The organism is Paludisphaera mucosa (genome assembly GCF_029589435.1).
In the GTDB taxonomy this organism is placed as follows: Bacteria; Planctomycetota; Planctomycetia; order Isosphaerales; family Isosphaeraceae; genus Paludisphaera; species Paludisphaera mucosa.
Genome location: NZ_JARRAG010000002.1, coordinates 2148717 through 2169286, shown reverse-complemented (window position 1 = coordinate 2169286; position 20570 = coordinate 2148717). Strand labels below are relative to the sequence as shown.

General features: G+C 70.5%; 15 protein-coding genes. 10 read left to right on the top strand and 5 right to left on the bottom strand.

Going from position 1 to position 20570, the window contains the following annotated elements:
• Nucleotides 1-3 precede the first annotated feature (3 nt).
• Together PZE19_RS18000 and PZE19_RS17995 are read right to left on the bottom strand one after the other, a co-directional pair.
• Nucleotides 4-1230 carry a hypothetical protein gene (locus PZE19_RS18000; RefSeq protein ID WP_277862016.1) on the bottom strand — a complete coding sequence of 409 codons (1227 nt, stop codon included), beginning with the start codon at nt 1228-1230 and terminating at the stop codon, nt 4-6.
• 9 nt (nt 1231-1239) lie between these two features.
• Entirely contained in the window at nt 1240-2577 is a 1338-nt protein-coding gene (locus tag PZE19_RS17995; protein ID WP_277862015.1) for a hypothetical protein, read from the bottom strand.
• Between the two features lie 159 nt (nt 2578-2736).
• On the opposite strand from PZE19_RS17995, the gene PZE19_RS17990 reads away from it, so the two are divergent.
• The 3 genes from PZE19_RS17990 to PZE19_RS17980 all read left to right on the top strand — a co-directional run bounded on the left by PZE19_RS17990 (nt 2737) and on the right by PZE19_RS17980 (nt 7087).
• Entirely contained in the window at nt 2737-4110 is a 1374-nt protein-coding gene (locus tag PZE19_RS17990) for a hypothetical protein (RefSeq protein WP_277862014.1), read from the top strand.
• Between the two features lie 116 nt (nt 4111-4226).
• The gene (locus PZE19_RS17985) at nt 4227-5618 is read left to right on the top strand and encodes a Gfo/Idh/MocA family protein (protein ID WP_277862013.1); all 1392 of its coding nucleotides are present in this window, start codon (nt 4227-4229) and stop codon (nt 5616-5618) included.
• Between the two features lie 170 nt (nt 5619-5788).
• Entirely contained in the window at nt 5789-7087 is a 1299-nt protein-coding gene (locus tag PZE19_RS17980) for a PLL family lectin (RefSeq protein WP_277862012.1), read from the top strand.
• Here PZE19_RS17980 and PZE19_RS17975 read toward each other — a convergent pair.
• The 3 genes from PZE19_RS17975 to PZE19_RS17965 form a co-directional block, all read right to left on the bottom strand.
• Nucleotides 7084-8379, bottom strand: coding sequence for a nickel pincer cofactor-dependent isomerase, group 22 (locus PZE19_RS17975; protein ID WP_277862011.1), 1296 nt, complete (start codon nt 8377-8379; stop codon nt 7084-7086). The two genes, PZE19_RS17980 and PZE19_RS17975, sit on opposite strands and share 4 nt — an antisense overlap.
• Nucleotides 8380-8528: 149 nt before the next feature.
• Nucleotides 8529-9317, bottom strand: a complete 789-nt coding sequence (locus PZE19_RS17970) for a hypothetical protein (protein ID WP_277862010.1) — start codon at nt 9315-9317, stop codon at nt 8529-8531.
• Between the two features lie 355 nt (nt 9318-9672).
• Entirely contained in the window at nt 9673-10509 is an 837-nt protein-coding gene (locus PZE19_RS17965; protein WP_277862009.1) for a DedA family protein, read from the bottom strand.
• Between the two features lie 354 nt (nt 10510-10863).
• On the opposite strand from PZE19_RS17965, the gene PZE19_RS17960 reads away from it, so the two are divergent.
• From PZE19_RS17960 to PZE19_RS17930, 7 genes are all read left to right on the top strand, one after another.
• A complete protein-coding gene (locus PZE19_RS17960) occupies nt 10864-11880 on the top strand; it encodes a DUF1559 domain-containing protein (RefSeq protein WP_277862008.1) in 1017 nt (338 codons plus the stop codon).
• A gap of 81 nt (nt 11881-11961) precedes the next feature.
• On the top strand, nt 11962-14535 hold the full coding sequence (locus PZE19_RS17955) for a bifunctional YncE family protein/alkaline phosphatase family protein (RefSeq protein WP_277862007.1): 2574 nt from the start codon (nt 11962-11964) through the stop codon (nt 14533-14535).
• Between the two features lie 280 nt (nt 14536-14815).
• Nucleotides 14816-16387: a CARDB domain-containing protein gene (locus tag PZE19_RS17950; protein WP_277862006.1), complete on the top strand. Its 1572-nt coding sequence runs from the start codon at nt 14816-14818 to the stop codon at nt 16385-16387.
• Between the two features lie 313 nt (nt 16388-16700).
• Nucleotides 16701-17486, top strand: coding sequence for an alpha/beta hydrolase (locus PZE19_RS17945; RefSeq protein WP_277862005.1), 786 nt, complete (start codon nt 16701-16703; stop codon nt 17484-17486).
• 82 nt (nt 17487-17568) lie between these two features.
• Nucleotides 17569-18816 (top strand): paraquat-inducible protein A, encoded by a 1248-nt coding sequence (locus PZE19_RS17940; protein WP_277862004.1) that lies wholly within the window; start codon nt 17569-17571, stop codon nt 18814-18816.
• 143 nt (nt 18817-18959) lie between these two features.
• Nucleotides 18960-19955 (top strand): energy-coupling factor ABC transporter permease, encoded by a 996-nt coding sequence (locus PZE19_RS17935; protein WP_277862003.1) that lies wholly within the window; start codon nt 18960-18962, stop codon nt 19953-19955.
• Nucleotides 19945-20568 carry an energy-coupling factor transporter transmembrane component T family protein gene (locus tag PZE19_RS17930; RefSeq protein WP_277862002.1) on the top strand — a complete coding sequence of 208 codons (624 nt, stop codon included), beginning with the start codon at nt 19945-19947 and terminating at the stop codon, nt 20566-20568. The genes PZE19_RS17935 and PZE19_RS17930 overlap by 11 nt, the downstream gene beginning before the upstream one ends.
• The last annotated feature ends 2 nt before the right edge of the window (nt 20569-20570 follow it).

Here is a 20570-nt window from a genome sequence, read left to right as displayed (position 1 = left end):
CGATCAGGTCCGGGCGAACTGGTACTCCCGCGGCGATTCGTAGCGGACGGCCAGCTCGGGCGTGTCGAGCGGCTCGTGGTGGTTCAGCCGGGAGTCCAGGCAGCGGTCGAGCATGCCGCAGACGAGCATGGTCCGTTCGACCGGATACGCGGCGCGGCCGGTCTCGATCATCCGGACGACCTTGTCCATGAGCTGCGCCGAGTAGGCGACGTTCGGGTTGGGGGGGAGCAGGAACTGCATCGAGAGCGGGTCGGGCCGGCCCTGCACCCGCACGGCGAGGTTGTAGTCGGCCAGCACGCCGTTGAGCATCAGGAGCGTGGCGCGGGTGCCGTCGACGTAGTCGATGAAGTACGCAGCCGGGTCGACGGCGATCCGGGCGATCTCGGCCCCCTCGGCGAGGGCCTGGGTGCGGCCGTCCAGGACGGAGAGGCCCTGGAGCGAGTCCGACCGCGAGAGCGCCGCGCCCAGCAGCTCGCGCGACCAGCGGCCGGCGTCGGCGGCCTTCCAGACCGCGTCGCCCTCGATCATCTGGACGCGCCGGACGCCCGTCTCGCCCCCCTTGCGACGCTCCAGGACGCTCTGCATGGCCTCGAGCGCGTGGTAGTCCATGGGGTCCGAGCCGCCGACGCCGACCATCAGGGCGTCCTCGACGACCGCGCCGTACGGCAGGTCGACCGAGGGGAGCCGCCACGTCACCGGCAGCGACGACCCGGCCAGGAACGGGAAGCCCAGGCGCTTCGAGGCGTCGACCATCGCCTTCGCCTTGGGGTAGCTGTACGACAGGTGCTTGTCGTTGAAGACGGGGACCGAGCGGCCGTCGGCCTCGAAGACCTGGACGGCCTGCTGGAAGAACTCGAAGCGCGGGTAGAGGATCTGCCCCTTCTCGTTGCGCGGGTACTCGCCGTGCTCGCCGATGATCAGGACGGCGTCGACGGCGAGCTTGTCGCCGCCGCAGCGGAGGGTCTCGGCGATCGTGGGATAGACCTTGAACCCGAACGAGGCGGCCCGCTCGGCGCTCTGGTCGTCGGCCGGCTTCTGGTCGACGTAGAGCGAAACCACGTCGATCGCCGGCTTCTTCCAGGCCCCGTCCAGCGGGTAGCCGACGAGGAAGCGGTCGCCCATGTGCTGGGCGTGCGAGAGGAACTTCCAGATGGTCGTGACGATGGCCAGGCGCTTGCGCGGGGCGGGCTGCGACGGCGGGGCGTCGTCGATCGGCTTGCGGCTTCGCATGGGTCGGGCTCAGCTCCTCATGTACTGCGACTCGCGGGGCGCCCGGTAGGCGATCGCGGCCAGGTCGGGGGTCTCGGCCCGGCGCCGCTTCTCGGCCATCAGGTCGACCGCCGTGCAGACGACGCCCGAGGTCAGGAGCGTGCGCTCGACGGGGTAGGGGGCCGCGCCGGTCAGGAACATGGCCTCGATGTGGTTGGCGAGCGGGCTGAAGAAGTTGGGGAGGGTCTGGTTGGGCGAGATCCCGCAGAGGTAGAGCTGCGTCGAGCGGATCGCCGGGTCGCCCTCGACCTTCATCGCGACCGTGAAGTCCGCGACCAGGCCCGACATCATGAACAGGCTGCCGACCAGGCCGTCGTTGTAGTGCAGGCGGTAGATGATGGGGTCGGGGACGACGGCCGCGGCCTGTTCGAGCGTCGGGAAGGCGTTGCCGTAGCCCGGCGATGGCGAGGTCAGCCGGAAGCTGCGGCATAGACAGGCGTCGAAGAGGGCCCTCGTCCGCGCCGAGCCGCCCGCGGCCGGGTCGAGGGCCTTCCACACGTCCGGGCCTCGCAGGATCTCCACGGCCTTCACGCCCGTCTCGCCGCCGCGACGCCGCTCGGCGAAGCACTGGAGCGATTCCAGGCCGTGGAAGTCGTAGCTGTCCACCCCGCCGTACCCGACGCAGACCGCCTCTTCGAGGACCGCGTCGGTCGGCGTCTCGAACTCGGGGATCCGCCAGGTGACCGGCAGCGACGAGCCGGCGAGGAACGGGAACTTCAGCTCGCGGGCGGTGGCGACCATCTCCTTCGCCCAGGCCCAGTTCCACGACAGGTGTTTGTCGTTGAAGACCGGGACCGACCGGCCCGACCTGCGGAAGACGTCGACGACCTGCTGGAAGAACTCGTAGCGCGGGTAGTGCGTCCGCCCGCGGTCGTCGCGGAGGTACTCGCCGTGCTCGCCGATGATGACCACGCCGTCGACGTCGAGCGCGGGCCCGCCGCGGGTCAGGGCCTCGGCGATCGTGGGATAGAGCTTCAGCCCCGGGTGGCGGGCCAGCCGGTCGTCGGCCACGTCGGTCTTGGGCCGCTGGTCGATGTAGAGCGAGACCACGTCGAGCGCCGGCCGGTGGTGCCTCCCCTGCCAGCCGTAGCCCTCGATGAAGCGGTCGGTGATCCCCTGGCCGTGCGAGGTCTTCCAGTAGCAGGTGGCGATCACCGCGATCCGGGGCCGAGTCTTCGACTCGGTCGCGGGCGCCGGCCACGCCCCGGCGCGAGGCCCGGAGGCGGCCAGGGCGCCGGCGGCCATCGCGCCCATCGCGGCGCGTCGGGTCCATTCCGCGGGCTCGTGCTCGTGCTCGTTCGGGTCCATGCTCGGTCCTCTCGCGGCGGGGGATGTTCAACGCCTGTATAACAGCCGGCCCGGCCCGAGTCCAGGACTCGCCCCTCGCCGCCAAGCCGCGTTGCCTGAAGCGGCGTTAACGGTTATGGTGCCGCCCGCGTCGTCGACGCGACCCGAGGAGCGGTAGCCATGGAAGATGCGCAGACGTCGATCGTTCGACAGGCCGGAAACCGGACCCGCCGCGACGGCCCCGAGGCCGCGCCGCCGCGCCGCCGCCGGCTCGACCGCCGCAAGCGGATCGCCTTCGCGGTGATCCTGCTGGGCATGACCTGGGGCTTCTGCGAGCTGGCCGCCTGGCCCCTCTTCCGGGTCGCAACCGGCAAGCCCTTCTCCTGGAGCGCCTTGCAGGAGGAGCGTCGAGAGCGCGCCAACCGGCCCGAGGGGATCGGCGGCGCGGTATTCGCGCAGGTCCACCCTTACGTGGGATACGTCCAGGAGCCGGGCCCGAGCAGCGGCGTGGTCCGGCAGCACGACGGCCGGACGATGCCGGTCTCGGACTTCGGCTACGTCGACGACAAGCCGCCGATCCAGAAGCGCGAGCCCGGCAAGGTGATCGTCGGGATCTTCGGCGGCTCGGTGGCCTCGTTCTTCGGGGTCAACGGCGTCCACCGGCTGGAAGAGACGCTCAAGGCCTCGCCGGAGTACGCGGACAGGGAGTTCGTCTTCGTCAACGCGGCGCTCGGCGGCTACAAGCAGCCGCAGCAGTTGGCGACGCTGGCGTACCTGACGGCGCTCGGGGCCGAGTTCGACGTCGTCGTGAACATCGACGGCTTCAACGAAGTCGCGCTCTATGAGCTGGAGAACGCGCCCCACCACGTCTTCCCGGCCTTCCCCCGGAGCTGGCACGCGCGGGTCGGCATGAACGACCCGACCCTCGGCGCGGCGCGGGCCGAGCTGAACGGCCTGGAGGACTCGCGGATCGCCTGGTCGCGGTGGGCCTCGGCGTCGCCCTGGCGCTGGTCGATCCTCTGCAACCTCGTCTGGAAGCTCCGCGACCGCCGGCTCGAATGGGACTCGTACAACCTCGTCAAGGGCCACCAGGAGCTGAAGGACCGCGGCGGCCCCTACGTCGCCACGGGCCCCCCCCGCGACTTCGCCGACCGCGAGGCGCTCTTCGAGCACCTGGCGTCGATCTGGTCGAACGGCTCGTGGGCGATCCACGGCCTCTGCCGCCAGAACGGCGCCCGCTACTACCACTTCCTCCAGCCCAACCAGTACGTGGCCGATTCCAAGCCGATGGACGCCGCCGAGAAGCGCCTGGCGTACAAGCTCGACCACCCCTATCGCAAGGGGGTCGAGAGCGGCTATCCGATCCTCGTCCGCAAGGGCCGCGCGCTCGGCGAGCGGGGCGTGGAATTCCACGACCTCACCGGCGTATTCCGCGACCGCCCCGAGTCGCTCTACATCGACGACTGCTGCCACTACAACCAGAAGGGCCTGGAGATCCTCGCCGAGGCGATCGGCCGCGCGATCCTCGACGACTCCCCGGTCGCCGCCCGCTGAGTCCGGCCGTCGGGCGCAGGGAGTCGCGTCGGGCGTCGTGCGACGGTAAGCTGTTCCTGGCGGCGGCCGGAGACCCCTCCGGACGCGCCGGAGAATCGACGTACCGGAGGATGACGATGCGACGTCGCGACACGAACTCGCGCCGAGGTTTCCTGAAGTCGACGGCGGCCACGACCGCCGTCACGGTCCTGTCCCGCAACGCCGAGACCGAGGCCGCCGCGGAGGCCCTCGCCGCCCCCGGCCCCAATGACAAGGTGCGGATCGCGACGATCGGCATGGGGATCATCGGCTTCATCGACACCGACTGCGCCCTGAAGACGCCCGGCGTCGAGCTGGTCGCCGCGGCCGACCTGTACGAGGGCCGCCGGACGCGCGTGAAGGAGAAGTACGGCGACCACGTCTCCACCCACGTCGACTACCGCGAGATCCTCGACCGCAAGGATGTCGACGCGGTCCTGCTCTGCGTCCCCGACCACTGGCACTCGGCGATGTCGATCGAGGCGATGAAGGCCGGCAAGCCGGTCTACTGCGAGAAGCCGATGGTCCAGACGCTGGCCGAGGGGCCGGACGTCATCAACGCCCAGCATGAGACCAAGGCCGTCTTCCAGGTCGGCAGCCAGTTCGCCAGCTCGATCGTCTTCGACAAGCTCCGCGACATGATCGCCGCTGGCGCGATCGGCAAGGTGAACGTCGTCGAGGCCCGGTACAACCGCAACTCCTCGCTGGGCGCGTGGCAGTACACCCTCCCGCTCGACGCCTCACCGGATACGGTCGACTGGGACCGCTTCCTCGGCAAGGCCCCCAAACGGCCCTTCGACGCGACCCGCTTCTTCCGGTGGCGGAACTACCAGGACTACGGCACGGCCGTCGCCGGCGACCTGTTCGTCCACCTGCTCACCGCGATCCACCACGCGACCGGCTCGCACGGGCCGACGAAGGTCGCCGCGATGGGCGGGCTCCGGTACTGGGACGACGGCCGCGACGTCTACGACGCCATCCTCAGCCTGCTCGACTACCCGGCCACCCAGGCCCACCCCGCCTTCACCGTCTCGCTCCAGTGCGACTTCGAGGACGGCGGCGGCGACGCCACCTCGTTCCGGTTCATCGGCGACGAGGGGGTCATCTCGACCGACCTCGACTCGCTGAAGCTCGAGCGCAAGGGGATCTCCTGGCCCACCGCCGAGCAGGAGCTGAAGGGCTACAACTCGGTCCAGACCTTCTCAAAGGCCCAGCAGGAGGCGATCGCCGCCAAGCTGGCCAAGGAGCCCAGGAAGGCCTCCGCCCGGACCGCCTATAGCGGACCGGAGACCTTCAAGCCCCCGGCGGGCTACGACCCCCGCTACGACCATTTCGTCAAGTTCTTCACCTCGGTCCGCAAGGGCGACCCGGTCTACGAGGACGCCGTCTTCGGCTACCGCGCGGCCGCCCCGGCCCTGCTGTGCAACGCCAGCCTGTACGAGTCGAAGCTCATCAACTGGGACCCGGTCAAGATGCAGGTCGTCGGCTGATTCCTGCGGTTCGCGGGCTCCCTCCGGATCGCGGGGGGAGCCCTCGTCGAAGCTGCTGCCGGAAGACGACATCGCGTGCAGCGGCGGTTAGACGACCTCTCCGATCGAGCCCGCTCCGGTGCGGCGCGGGGTGCGCCGCCGGAGCCGTGGACGGCCGCGGAGCGTTCGTCATGCCGCCAAGCCCGGGGCAGATCCGCAGAGCGCTCGCAGACGTCGACGCCTTCTCGCTCAGGCAGCGGATCGACCTCGTCGGCTCGACGGCGAACCCGACGTCGGCCGACTTCGCGTTCGAGACCGTCTTCGACGCCGTCCCCCTGCTCGAGATCTTCCGCTTCACGCCGCGAGGCCCCGCGGCCGACATGACGCCCGAAAACCTCGTGGCCGTGCGGTTCCCGCTGTTCACCCCGCCCCAAAGCTCCCATCAGATGCGGGTCGACGGCCTGCCGCAGGACACACAGCTTCGCTACCGATTGACAGCGACCTCCACCGTCCTCCAGGGGGACCTCGCCGTCGTGACCGGACGGTTCTACACCGGGAGGCGGTCGAGGGTCCTCTTCATCAACGAGATGCGGGCCTGGAACGACGGCGATCCCGCCGGCAGCGGCGAGATGGTCTTCCAGCTCGCCGCCTACGGGCTCGACCCCGCCACGCTGCTGGCTTCTTTTCGATACCCGGAGGACGGCGAGGCCGACATCCGCGACGGCAGCGTGGTCGTCCTCCCGTTCGGCTCGCCGGTCCTGACGGTCAACCACGCGCCCGACTCCATCACCCTGTTCGCCACGGGCCGCGTCGACCTGTTCGCGACGGCCCCCGAAGGAAACGTGACGCACGCCTGGTGGGACCGCTCGCGCCCCGACGACTCCGCCGCGCGCTGGGCCGACCTCGGGGGCCGGTTCCGCGGCGACGTCGCGGCGATCCGATCGGGGACCGACCACATCGACCTGTTCGCCCTGATCGAGGACGGCTCGATCCACCGCCTACCGCTCGCCGGCGACCGCGAGGGCTCCTCGAAGGGCCGCTGGCAGCCGCTCGGCAATAAGTCCGCCGGCCCGCTCGCGGCCGAGCGGACCGAGGCCGGCGAGCTGATCCTGGCCTCGATCGGCGAGAGGGGCGTCGTCGCCCTCGCGCGGCTCGGCGACGACCCGAAGGCCGAAGCCCGGTGGGAATCGCTCGGCGGTCGCGAGGCCGTCGCCGTCGCAATCGCCCCGGCGGCACGGAAGGGGTTCGCGATCGTCGCCGTCCGCAGCGACCGCTCCGTGTACGCGAGGACGTGGGACGGCCACCTCTGGTCGCCGGCCGACGGCTGGGAGACCCTGGGCCAGCTCGACGACCTGGACCCGCCCGTCCTGGCGGCTCCGCCCGAGGTCCCGCCCACGCGGGGGGCCGCGCCGACGACTTCGCCCGCGACACGCCCGCCCCGCGGCGCCGCCCGACGCGGCGACACGGACGGCGGGGCCTCTCGGAGTTAGCGGACTCGCGTTCGACGGGCCCGGATGCTCTCGGGGAAGAGGCGTTCCTGATCGAGTCGGCCCTCACCGTCGAGCGGGATCGGGAGGAAGTCGGTCTCGATGGCCAGCTCGGGATGGCGCTCGACGTCCCCGGCCAGCGAGCGGGTCACCCAGAGCGTCGTCAGCTCCAGGGTGTTGGGGATCAGGACGAGCCTCGCCTCGGCCGGGTCGATCCGCCAGCAGGTGTCCAGGCAGGCGGCCAGGACGTCGTGGTCAGTCGCTAAGGCAAGGGGGACGCGGGCGCGCGCCAGGAAGTTGCTGGTGAAGCTGTTCACCCGCATGGGCGTCGGGTCGATCGCGCGGACGAGCCGCTCGGTCGTCAGGTCCGCGAAACCGACCCCGAGCGCATTGCCGCACGACTCCTCCGAGACGTCCAGCACGGCCAGCCGGGTGATCACCGGCGACGGGTGGTCGGGCATCGTCTCGACGCGGAGCCGGCCGATCACGCCCGGGTCCATCCCGGTGCCGCTGTAGTTCTTGCCCAGCTCGCCGACGACCAGGACGTCGAGCTGACCGAACGGCAGCCCCGGCATAAGCCTCCGCGCTTCTTCGAGAAGGGCCGGCTCGACGTCCAGGATCTCCTCCGGCTCCAGGACTTCGACCCGCGCCACGCGGTCGGCGGCGTTTTCGAGGATCGCCAAACCAAGCGCGACGGGGGTTCGCTTCAGTAACAATGTACCGACTTCGGGCAGCAGCTTGATTAAACCGGGCAAGCCGAGCTTGTGGACCTGGGCGGCCCCCTGCCGCTTACCCAGGCCGATGGCCAGCATCTTCAGCAGGCCGCTCTCGTAGCGGCCGGTGAACGAGGTGTGGGGCTTGATCCGGTTCAGGAGGATGATGCCGTCGGCGTCGTAGGCGTTGGCGTCGAAGTGGATCGGCAGGCCGAACGCGTTGGTCCCCAGGACGACGGTGTCCATCTCGCAGCGGACGGGGCAGCCGGCGCTGCGCTCGGTCACGCCCAGCTCGGCCAAGAGGGCGCGCTGGCCGTCGGCCGTGCCGCCGCCGTGACTCCCCATCGCGGCGACGACGAAGGGTCGGAATCCGAGGCCGCGGACGGCGTCGACCGTCGCCTTGACGATCGTCGGAAGCTCGGCGAGACCCCGGCTGCCGACGGTGATCGCGACCCGCCCGCCGGCCGGGACCCGGGCCACGAGGGCGCTCGAGACCACGCCGCGGGCGATGGTCCCGGCGAGGTCCTGGACCTCGGGCTGGTCGAAGGTCCGGCGGACCCTGGCGATGGGGGGGAGGTTCATGGGGCTGGACGCTCTCGCCGCCGCGGGGTCGACCCGCGGGACCGATCATTATACGCGATCGCCGATCGGTTCGAAACGGCGAAGCCCCTCGCACGTCCGGGGGGACGGGGCGAGGGGCTCCTGGATCTCGTCGCGAGGCCGTCGTCGCGTCAGACGGCGCGGCGGCTGCGGCGGCGCTGGACGACGCCGGCGGCGGCGATCATGCCGGCCCAGGCGAGGACCGTCGACGGCTCGGGGACCGGGACCTCCTGGATCGGCCCGCCTTCGGAGGCGTAGGCCGAGGGGTACACGATCTGGGGGTTGGCGTTCTGGAGGCTGACCAGCTTGTTGGTCCACTTCTCCGTGGTCAGCACGACGATGGTGCCGCTGGTGGCGCCGGCTCCGAGCGGGTCGGTGCTCTTGGTGGCGTCCAGGTACTGGAAGGTCAGGGCGCCGGTCTTGTCGCCCGGGAGCCAGGCGATCGAGCTGGGGGCCTGGACGACGCTGCCGGGCGAGGCGGCGGGCAGGCTCAGGCCGCCGACCGTGCCGTCCTTGACGACGAACACGGCGCTGCCGGGGCCGCCGGTGCCGAGCAGGTCGGCCCGGGTGGGCGTCGCGTTGAACTGGAGCGAGGCGCTGTTGACCGAGGTCGGCTCGCCGCTCGAATCGGTGACGTTCTTGACGCCGAACTGGTAGGCGTAGGCGTAGACGCCCGCGTAGGCGCCGGTCCCTTCGAGGACCTGCGACTGCACCACGCCGGTGAGCGGCGTGTTGATGAACCGGTACTCCGCCGTGATCGGCGGGGCCTCGGCGATCGGCTTGAACAGGCTGTTGAACGCCGAGGCCGAGATGTCGGGGGCGTCGAGCTGCTGCACGATCGGGGTGGCGTGGGCGGTCGGGGCGGCCGCGCTCAGCACGAGACCAGCCCCCATGGCGAGAGCGAGAGTAATCTTGTTCATTCGAGTCGATCTTCCAGGGTTGATCCAGGCCGCTCGTCGCATCACGAGCGGCCTCGTGCGAGTCGATCCGTAACTCGCCGACCGGAGAACGTCTCCGGGCGGTACCCGCGTGCCGCCGTCGGGTCGAAGCGGGTCGGGAGGGATCGATTCGGCGATCCCCGCCGCGACTCGCCTCTCACTGAGGCGGGCCGTGGTCCCGGCGACGTCGTCTCGAGACTGGCCGTCGGAGACGAAGGCGGAACCTACCAGGATCACACCATGCGGTCAACACGACTTTAGGCGCCCGGATCGGGCCCCGTGACGACCGGACGCATGCTTATCTTGGACGCCCTTCGCGAGCGCTCCGAGCACGGCTTCAGGCGCGGCTGAGGGGGTGGGATTCGCTCTCCAGCGGGGCGTCGAGCGGCGAGGGCCGCGGGGCCGGGTCGGCGGGATACGTCGGCGTCGCCGGCGGCTCGCCACGGTCCGCCGCAGGGGCCGGGGGGGAGGGGGGCGGCGACGTCGCGACGGCTTCACGTCGCGCGGCGTCCGCGGGATCCGGCTTCGTCCGGAGGTCGTCGAAGGGCAGGGGGAGGTCGTCCGAGTCGAGGACGGGCGGGCCGACGGGGAGGCCGGCCCGGAGGTGCGCCTTGTAATAGCGATGGATCAGCCAGACCGCGACCCCCGCCGCGATCGCGATCGCCACCCACTGCTGGGCCTCGTGGAGCCCCTTCTCGATCTGGTCGGCGAACAGGTAGCCGAGCGCGAACATCAGGCTGGTGCTCAGGAGCGCGGCGAGCACGTCGATCACCAGGAGCTTGAGCGGGGGCAGCTTGAGGATGCCGGCCGTCAGGTAGGCGGCCGTCCGGAAGCCGACCGCGAACCGGCCCAGGATCAGGATCTTGAAGCCGTGGCGGTGGAAGTAGCCCTTGATCTGGGCCTCGCGCGGCTTCGTCAAGAGCCGCCGCGTGAAGCGGTTGCTGAGGACCCGCTCGCCGAATCGGTATCCCAGCAGATAGACGAGGAAGTCGCCGAGCAGGACGCCGATCATGCACGCCGCGAAGGCCAGCGGCCCCCACATCTTGCCGTTGCGGGTGAGGATCGCCGCCAGCAGGACGGGGGCCTCCTCCGGGATCGGCAGGCCGAAGCCCCCCAGCACCAGGATCAGGGCGATCCCGATGTACCCGAGTTGTCCGATCAGCTGCTCCGTCAACCTCGACTCCTGACTTCCGACCCGCTCCGGTCTCCGGCGTCGTCGACGCCTCGCCCTCAACCACAGGTATCACAACGCGGCCGATGCGTCGAGGCCCTCCTCGCGCCCGGGGCGGCGGTCGCCCGGACGACCGGCCCCGACGGCCCCGAACTGCTTGCCGGGCGTGGCCCTGCGACGTTGGTCGGTCGCGAGCGCCGGGGCGACGCGATCGGCCCCGACCTCGGGGCCCGCGGCGACGGGCCGACCCGCCTACACGCAAGTTTCATTTGCGTTCCACCGGGGGCCTCTCGATACTTGCGGCCGAACTCGAGCCGCCCGGCCGAACGCCCGAATCCCGCCAGGACGACCCGCCCCATGAAACGCCCCATCAATCGCGGCTTCACGCTGATCGAGCTGCTGGTGGTGATCGCCATCATCGCGGTCCTGATCGCGCTCCTGCTGCCGGCCGTCCAGGCCGCCCGCGAGGCGGCTCGGAGGATGCAATGCACGAACAACCTGAAGCAGTTGGGGCTGGGGGTCCACAACTACGAGAGCATCGCGGGCGCATTCCCGCCCACCTGCGTCCTTCGAGGGTCGGGCTCCACGGTCGCGATGTGGCTCGGCTGGAGCGTCCAGGGACGGATCCTCCCCTTGCTGGAGCAGGGGGCGATGTACAACGCCATCAACTTCGATTTCTCGGGCGAATCGGCCGTCAACCTGACCGTCTCGACCCAGCGGGTCGACATGTTCATCTGCCCGAGCGAGGTCGACTCGTCGCCGGTCCCCGGGGAATCGGGGGTCGTCGGGACGTACGGGTTCGTGATGGGAGACTGGCTGGTCTGGGGGGGATTCACGGGACCCGTCAACCGATCGGCTTTCGGTCCCAACGCGAGCCGGCGGCTGGCCGAGTTCCGCGACGGCCTCAGCCAGACGCTCATCGCTTCGGAGGGCAAGGCCAAGCAACCGCTCCTCCGCGACTGCGGAGGCCTGGCGAACATCAACCGGCCCGACTCGATCCCGCCCCCGAACGCCGCCCCCATGACCGTGGCCCCCGAGTACGCCGGCGGCTCGTGCCAGCTCAACCGCGGTCACACCGAGTGGAGCGACGGCCAGTCGCACCAGACCGGCGTCACGACCGCATGGCCTCCGAACTTCCGCACGCCCGGCTACTCGGCCTCGCCTCGGCCCGATCTCGACCTGGTCGGCCAGCGCGAGAAGAAGGGGGGCCCCACCTATTCGGCGGTCACCGCCCGCAGCTACCATCCGGGAGGCGTCGAGGGCCTCTTCGGCGACGGCAGCGTCCGATTCATCAGGGACGCCGTGAACGGCGAGACCTGGCGCGCCCTCGGGACCATCGCCTCGGGCGAGGTCGTCGGCGGCGACTCTTACTGACCATCACGGTCGCTCGGGCTGGCCCGCGGACGGGCCCCGCCCTGCGACGGACGACCGACCGCTCAGGGGGACTCGACTCTCATGATCTGGCGAAAAATCGGCGCGGTCTCGGTCATCACGTCGGGCGTCGTCTCGACGAGCCTCTTCCTGGCCCGCGCCCAGGAGCCGACGGCGGCGAAGGAGGCCGCCCCGGCCCCGGCGCCGGCGCGCTACGCCGGCCCCACCGAGAAGGGGTTCCTGCTGCCCAACGGCTGGACGCTGACGCCGGCCGGCGATCACGTCGAGCTGACGGACCTCCCGCTGAACATCATCCCCCTGGCCGACGGCCGGCACGCCCTCGCGGCCACGAGCGGGTTCAACACCCACAACCTCTCGCTGATCGACCTGGAGACCCGGGCCGTGGTCGCCGCCGAGACCGTGCGCCAGAGCTGGTTCGGCCTGGCCCTGGAGCCTAAGGCGGGCAAGGTCTGGTGGTCCGGCGGCGGATCGGGCCTCCTCCACACGTTCGACCTGAACGGGGACAAGCTGATCCGGACGAGCGAGCCCGAGCCGACCCCCGCGCCGGGCCAGGCCAAGGCCAAAGCGAAGGCCAAGGGCGAGCCGGCGCCCCCCAAGCACTTCCGGAGCGGCCTGGCGCTCGACCCGGCCGGGCGGACCCTCTACAGCCTGGACGTCGCCGCGGGCACGATCACGGCGACCCCCGTCGACGCCGGGGACGGCCGCAAGCCGATCACCGCGCCGGCCGGCGCGCGACCCTACGACGTGGCCTTCGGCCGCAACGGCCGCCAGGTCTACGTGTCGGACTGGGCGAGCCGGGCCGTCCTGGCCCTCGACCCGGCCGACCTGCGGGTCGCGGCCCGGATCCCGGTCGGCGAGCACCCCAACCAGATCGCGGCCCACCCCAAGGACGACCGCATCTTCGTGGCCAACGCCTCCAGCAACAGCGTCTCCGTGATCGACGCGCTGCGGGGGGTGGTGATCGAGACCATCGTCACCTCGCTCTTCCCCCTGGCCCCCGAGGGGAGCACCCCCGACGCCCTGGCCGTCGCGCCCGACGGCGAGACGCTGTTCGTCGCCAACGCCGACAACAACTGCGTCGCCGTGATCGACGTCCGCGTCCCCGCCCGGAGCCAGGTCAAGGGGTTCATCCCGACCGGCTGGTATCCGACCTCGCTCGCCGTCACGCCCGACGGCGGCCGGCTGCTCGTCGGCGTCGGCAAGGGGAACCAGACCCGCCCCAACCCCCCCAGCGAGGCCGACCGCAGGCGCATCGAAGAGATCATCACCAAGGAGAAGGTCGACCTCCCCTCCGACGTCGTGAAGGAGCTTCGCAAGTTCCCGTACATCGGCACGACGCTCTCGGGGGCGCTCACGATCGTCCCCGTCCCGGACGACGCCAAGCTGGCCGAGTACACCGCGACCGTCTATCGCAACTGCCCCTACTCGGACGCGCGATTGGCCGGGTCGCCCTCGGACGTCAAGACGGCGATCCCGACGAAGGTCGGCGACCCTTCGCCGATCAAGTACGTGATCTACATCATCAAGGAGAACCGGACCTACGACCAGGTCCTCGGCGACATGCCCCGCGGGAACGGCGATCCCGCCCTGACGCTCTTCGGCGAGCAAGTGACCCCCAACCACCACAAGCTGGCCCGCGAGTTCGTTCAGCTCGACAACCTTTACTGCAACGGCCACGTCTCCGCCGACGGCCACCCCTGGTCGACGATGGCGTACAACACCGACTACATCGCCCGGAACTGGGCCCTGACGTACTCGCGACGCACCGGCATCGACGACGACGATGACGACCTGGCCAGGGCCCCGTCCGGCTACCTGTGGGACGCGTGCGCCCGGGCCGGCCTCTCGTATCGGAGCTACGGCGAATACGGCAAGCGCGTCAGCACCGGCGAGGGCCGGACGAAGATGGAAGGACGCGTGCCGGGCCTGGTCGGCCACGTCTGCCCCGAATACGGCCTCGACCCCCGCGACACGCAGGACGCCGAGGTCTTCCTCAAGGAATACCGCGAGTTCGAGAAGAACGGGACGATGCCGCGTTTCATCGTGATGAGCCTGGGAGAGGACCACACCACGGGCACCACCCCCGGCACGTTCACCCCCGCGGCCTGCGTGGCGAGCAACGACCTGGCGCTGGGGCGGATCGTCGACGCCGTCAGCAAGAGCAAGCTCTGGCCCGAGACCGCCATCTTCGTCATCGAGGACGACGCCCAGAACGGCCCCGACCACGTCGACGCCCACCGCACCGTGGGGCTGGTCGTCAGCCCCTACACCAAGCGGGGCTCCCTCGACAGCACCCAGTACGGCACGGTCGGCATGATCCGGACGATGGAGTTGATCCTCGGCCTTCCCCCCCTGAGCCAGTTCGACGCCGCGGCCACCCCCATGTTCAGCAGCTTCACCGACGCGGCCGACCTCACCCCTTATCAGCACGAGCCGGCGCGCATCGACCTCGAAGCCAGGAACACCGCGGTCGCCTACGGCGCGGAGCGTTCGTCGAAGATGGATTTCAGCGAATACGACAAGGTCGACGACTTCGAGCTGAACGAGATCCTCTGGCACGCCGTCAAAGGCGAGGACGCGCCGATGCCCCCGGCCGTGCGACGGGCGATCGCCTATCGGGTCGGCCCCAGGGATTGACCGCTCCCGCCCGGGCCGAGGCGCGACGGACGGTCGCGCCTCGGCCTCGCCCGGCGATGCGCGGCGTCGTTAAGAAGACCACGCTCCTCCGCGACTCGCCTTGACCGGGATCGGCGACGCGGCTATTTTGCCCGGAAGCCCAGGATGGGTTCAGTTCGAATCAGCCGGATCGCCCCCTCCCCGTCGCCAGTCAAGATGAGGGGGCCGGTCGACGGCGAAGGGGCCGCCGACCCGTGCGGGGTACGGCCTCGCCGAATGCTTCTCAAGGAGGAGGACGAGCATGTCCGACAAGCGACGCTCCGAGGGACGTCGCCGCGCCTGGGGGCGCGGGCCGATCATCTTGCGATTCGACTCCCTCGAGAAGCGCGAAGTCCTCTCCGCGACGGGGCAAGCCTTGCCCGACCTCGTGGGCTCCTCGCTGGTCATGGTCCAGGACGCCGACTGGGGCGATACGGTCACCGCCACCGGCCAGATCACCAACCAGGGGGACGGCAACGCCGCCGGCCCCTTCAACGTGGCGATCTACGCCGGCAGCCGGTCGACCATCGGCCGCTATTCGGTCTACCTGGGCGAGGTGACGATCCCCAACGGCCTCGCCGCCGGCCAGTCCATCCCGTTCACCACCGACGTCAAGCTGCCGGCCAACCCGGTCCCCGGCCTGGGCACGTCCGGCCTCCTCCAGGTGGGGCTGAAGGTCGACTCGCAGAAGCAGGTCGCCGAGTCCAACGAGCGCAACGACAGCGGGATCGGGCCGGGGTACGACCAGGCGATCATCCAGATCGCCCCCTCGCAGCCCGCCCAGTTGATCGCGGCGTCGGTGGGCGTCTACCCGGGTACGGCCACCTGGGGCAATAATCTCGCGGTGACGAGCCAGATCACCAACAAGTCCTACGGCGCGGCCCCCGCGACCCGGGCCCAGATCGTGCTGACGCCGGCGGGGATCGCCCAGGGGACCGGCTCGGACGTCACGATCGGCAGCATCAACGTTCCGACGATCCAGCCCTGGCAGACGGTGAACGTCGAGAAGTCGATCGCGCTGCCGGCGATCCCGCCCGTGCTGCTGGCGGGCTACAGCCAGTTCACCATCACGATCCTGCCCGACGCCGATTTCCTCACCAACCCGGTGGGTCCGCACTACGCGATCGGCGGGACGGGGATCGACCAGGCGGCCGTCGGCATCTCCCTGCCCGCGGACGTCGCCACCACGCCGATCCAGACGAACCTGCCCGACCTCGCGGTGGGGACCGTCGCGCCGTCGACGGGCGACCTGGTCTGGGGCGGGAACTTCGACGTCAGCACGACCGTGCAGAACATGGGGACCGTCGACCCGGGCCCGTTCCGCGTCCGCTTCATGCTGGTCGGCCCCAGCGGCAACACCACCCGCACCATCTTCCTGAGCGACGTCATCGTGCCGGGCCTCGCGCCGGGGTACGTCCAGGCGATCTCCCAGACCGTCTCCCTCCCCAGCCGGCTGCCTTCGGGGATCCTCCTCGACGGGATCGGGACGGCCAAGATCGTCGCCATCGCCGACCCGGAGAACGGGCTCAACGAGACCTTCAAGAACAACAACACGGCGACCTCGGCCCCGGTCTCGCTCCGCCTCCTGGGCAGCGACGGTACGACCTTCGTGCCGAACACGCCGGCCCCGGAAGTCCTCCTGACGGTCAACCGGCCGAGCATGGCGAAGTATCAGAAGGCGCAGAAGTTGGCCCAGGCGGCGGCCGCCACCCAGAACGGCCAGGCCGCCCCCAGCAAGAAGCTGTTCCGGCGTCCACCCCCCAAGACCAGCAGCAATCAGTCCCTCAACGTCTTCCCGAAGTCCGTGACCAACTTCTTCGACAACCTCTTTTGAGGCCTGATCGATCGAGCCTTCGCCAACCCCGGTCTTTACGCAGGCCGCCCATCCGCCGGACGAGCGGCAATCGACACAACCCTAGCAGATTCCACGGATTCGGCGGTCCTTCGGATCGCAATCCGGGAAACTTGAGACAAAATGGAAAATAGTTAGGCGGTTTGTTGAAGAGCGGTAAGATCGCGGCTATGCTTGCCTGGTCCACTCCCTCCTTCATCGTGGGAGGGTGTCGCCAGGCCCGCCGTCCGGTCTCCGCCCAGGGTCTTCGGCATCGACCGCATTCCCTGAAGTCTTGCTCACTGAGGATTTTACGATGGCCCAGGACCGGACAGACGCCCAGGGTTCTTCGACGACTCCGCGGACGGCGGCGCTCGTCGACTCCCGCTTCGTGCCGCGGCAGTATGAACCCAACTATGCATACCCGCTCCTGGTCCTGCTCCACGGCAAGGGGGCCGACGAGGATCAACTCATCCGGGCGATGCCGGCCCTGAGCCGACGCAACTACGTCGGCCTCGGCCTGCGAGGGCCGGCGACGGTCTTCAAGCATGATCGCCCGGTTGGATATTCGTGGGGCCCGGAATTCGAAATCCCCGAGCGGAGCAGCTTCCGCAACGTCCCGATCCTCAGCGAGGGCGATCGGTTCCGCCGCGCCATGCGTGAGCCCGAGCTCGACTCGATGATGCGGCTGGAAGAAGGGGTCTTCGCCGGCGTCCGCGAGATCCGCAGCCTGATGCACGTACACTCCGAGCGGATCTTCCTGGTCGGCTGCGGCGAGGGTGCGGCCGCGGCCTATCGCCTCGGCCTGAGCTTCCCGGAGCGGTTCGCCGGCGTCGTCGCGATCAACGGCTGGTTGCCCTCCGGGTTCCGGCCGCTCTCCCGGTTCCACGCCTGCCGCGACTTCCCCGTCCTGGCCGTCCACGGCGCCTGGAACGCCCGCGTCCCCCTCCACCGCGCCCGTCGCGACGTCGCCACCTTGCGGGCCGGGGGCTTGCGGGTCGCCTTCCAGTCCTACCCCTGCAATCACCGCCTCAACTCGGACATGCTCTCCGACGTCGACACCTGGATCATGACTCATTGCACGGGCCAGCCCGTGGTCTGACTCGCCCATCGCGTCCGGGTTGGTGTAGAATGAAACGACGCGCTTCGTTTCGTCCCGCCCAACCTGGAGAGACCCACCTGACATGGACGGCGAATTCGCCTGTCCGGAGTGCGGCCAGACCGTCAAGGTCAGACGCGCCGGCCCCGGCCGGCAGGTGCGGTGCGAGTTCTGCAACAGCCTGCTCGAGGTCCCCTTCCTGCCACGCGTCGACGGGGCGTGGCGGCGTAAACGGTTCGAGCGGCCGCGATGGGTCCCCTGGGCCTGGTGGGGGGTCGCCCTCGCCCTGATGGGGATCATCGCGACGGCCGCCATCCAGACGCTGATCCGAGGCGAGCGCGCCGGGCGGACGCGGGCGATCGAGCGGCTGATCGCCTCGTCGAAGGCGCACGAGGCCGAGGGCCGGCTCGACCTGGCCCTGATCGACCTCGACTCCGCGCTCGAGGTCGCCCCCACCACCGACGTGCCCGTCGAGGCGCCGGAGGCGATCCGAGAACGACGTCGCGGCCTCGCCCGGCGCGATGTGCACCAGGTCCTCGGGAAGCTGAAGAGCGACGGTCGGGACTCGCAGTCCCTGGGCGACTGGCTGAATCTCGTCGCCCGGGTCGGCGCCGACCGCGACCTGGCCCCGGTGCGCAAGGACGTGGAGGCGCGGTTCGTCGAGACCCTTCAACTCTGGATCGACGACCTGGCCGCCCGGGCGGCGCGAGAGCCGAATCCCACCGCGGCCCTCGCTCTTTGCGGAGAAGGAGCCGACCTGGCCGGCCACCTTTCGCAGCCCGACCGGGGCCTCGCCCTGGAGCGTTTCCGCACCATCGCGGCGAACCTGGTGGACCGTCGCGGGGTTGCGATCGACGTCGTCCCCGGGGCCTACATCCTGGGGACGCCCGCCGGCTACGAGCGGGCCTTCCAGGCCATGATCGTCGAGGCGCTCCGGTCCAAGGGCTACCTCGCCCCACCGGCGACGGCCCGATGGCGCGACCTCTGGTCGAATCCGCCTTATCGGTTCGGCTACGCGATTCGCGAGTCGCAGGAGGGGACGTATCTGGGGACGCAGAACCGCCTGTCGCGCATCGAAGTCCAGCTCGCCCTCCACGACCGCGGGAGGGAGATCTTCAAGACCACGCCCCACGCCCGCACCATCGTCCCCGTGCCCGGCCTGCCGTCGTACCTCGCCGGCCGGCTGGCCCTGAGCCAGGACCGCGTCGACGAGGCCGAGAAGATGCTCTACGACGACGCCTTCTCCCAGGTCCGCGACAAGTTCCAGCACAGCCTCGCCAACCTCCCGGCCTGTCCCGCCGCGAATCCTTCGGCGAGCCTCGGCGGCCGGTGAGGCGGCCCTTCGCCGGCCTCGCCCGCCGCGGTATGATGTTTTGACCGAACGCCATACCGTGGTTTATGATCTCCGGGTGCCGCTCGCGCCGCCGCCCCTCGGGGGGCCGGGCCGACCCGGGCCGGACCGAACCAGGACCCGCCATGCACATTCCGGACGTGTTGATCGATCCCAGGGCGTCGATCGCGACCATGGCGATCGGGGCGGCGGGCCTGGCCTACGGCCTGCGTCGCGTCGAAGAGCGTCATGGAGAACGGGCGACCTCGCTGATGGGGATGACGGCGGCGTTCGTCTTCGCGGCCCAGATGGTCAACTTCCCCGTCGGACCCGGCGTCTCCGGCCACCTGCTCGGGGGCGTGCTGTCGGCGGTGATCCTGGGGCCGTGGGCGGGGGCCGTCGTGATCGCGGCGGTCCTGATCGTCCAGTGCCTGCTCTTCCAGGACGGCGGCGTCACGGCCCTGGGCGCGAACTTCCTCAACATGGGCCTGATCGGCTCGGTGGGCGGATACGCCGTCTACGCCCCGATCCGGCGAGCCCTGGGAGGGAGGCGGGGGATCTTGATCGGCTCCATGATCGCGGCCTGGTTCTCCGTCCTGCTCGCCGCCGGCGCGTTCTCGATCGAGCTGGCCGCCGGGGCGGGCCGCGAGGGCTTCTTCCGGATCCTGAGCTGGATGGCGCTGGTCCACGCGGCGATCGGCGTGGGCGAGGCCCTGATCACCGGCCTGGTGGTGCGGTTCGTCCTGCTGACGCGCCCCGAATTGATCGAGGACGAGGCGGAGGCGCCGGCCGGCCGGCCGACGCGGTGGGCGGCGACGGCCGTCGCGGGGCTGGGGATCGCCCTGGGAGTCGCGGTCTTCGCCTCGCCGTTCGCCTGGGACGCGCCCGACGGCCTGGAATTCGTGGGCGCGAAGTTCGGGTTCTTGCCCGACGCCGAGGCGCCCCCGATCGTCCAGGCTCCCATGCCCGATTACCAGGCCCCGCTGCCGACGGCCCTCACGCCGTTTGACCAGGTGAAGACGGCCACGGCAGCCGCCGGGCTCGTCGGGACGCTGGTCGTCTTCGCCTTCGCCTGGTCGATGGCCCGGGTCTTCGCGAGCCGGGACGCCGACGCGGAGAGGATGCTCGTCGATGCCGCCTGACGGCCCGCTCCATCGCCTCGATGCGCGGGTGAAGCTCGTGGCGGCCGTCGCCTACGTCGTGGCCGTGGTCGCCGCGCCGCCGGGATCCTGGCGGCTGCTGGGCGTGCTCGCGGCCCTGCTCGTCGCCGTCGCGGTCGCCGTTAGGATCCCGCCGCTCCGACTGCTCCTGCGCTGGCTGGGCTTCGCGGCCGTCGTGGGCTTCCTCGCATTTTTGCGGGCCGACGGTCTGGCGGCCCGGACGGGGATGGGCCGAGGGCTCGTCGTCCTGGACCTCCTCGCCCGCAGCAGCCTGGCGTTCGTCATGATGATGGTCCTGGCGCACGCCACGCCCTGGACGAAGCTCCTGGTCGCGATGCGGCGGCTGGGCATGCCCGCCGCGCTGGTGACGACCCTAGGGCTGATGTACCGCTACCTCTTCGTCCTCCACGACGAACTCGACCGCATGACGACCGCCCGCCGCGCCCGCAGCTTCCGGCGGTTCGGGCCAGGCTTCGGGACGCTCGCCAGCCTGATCGGCGTCCTCCTGTTCCGGGCGATGGAGCGCGAGGAGCGGGTCTTCGCGGCGATGACGGCGAGGGGATGGGACGGCACCCTGCGGACCCTGGACGACTGACC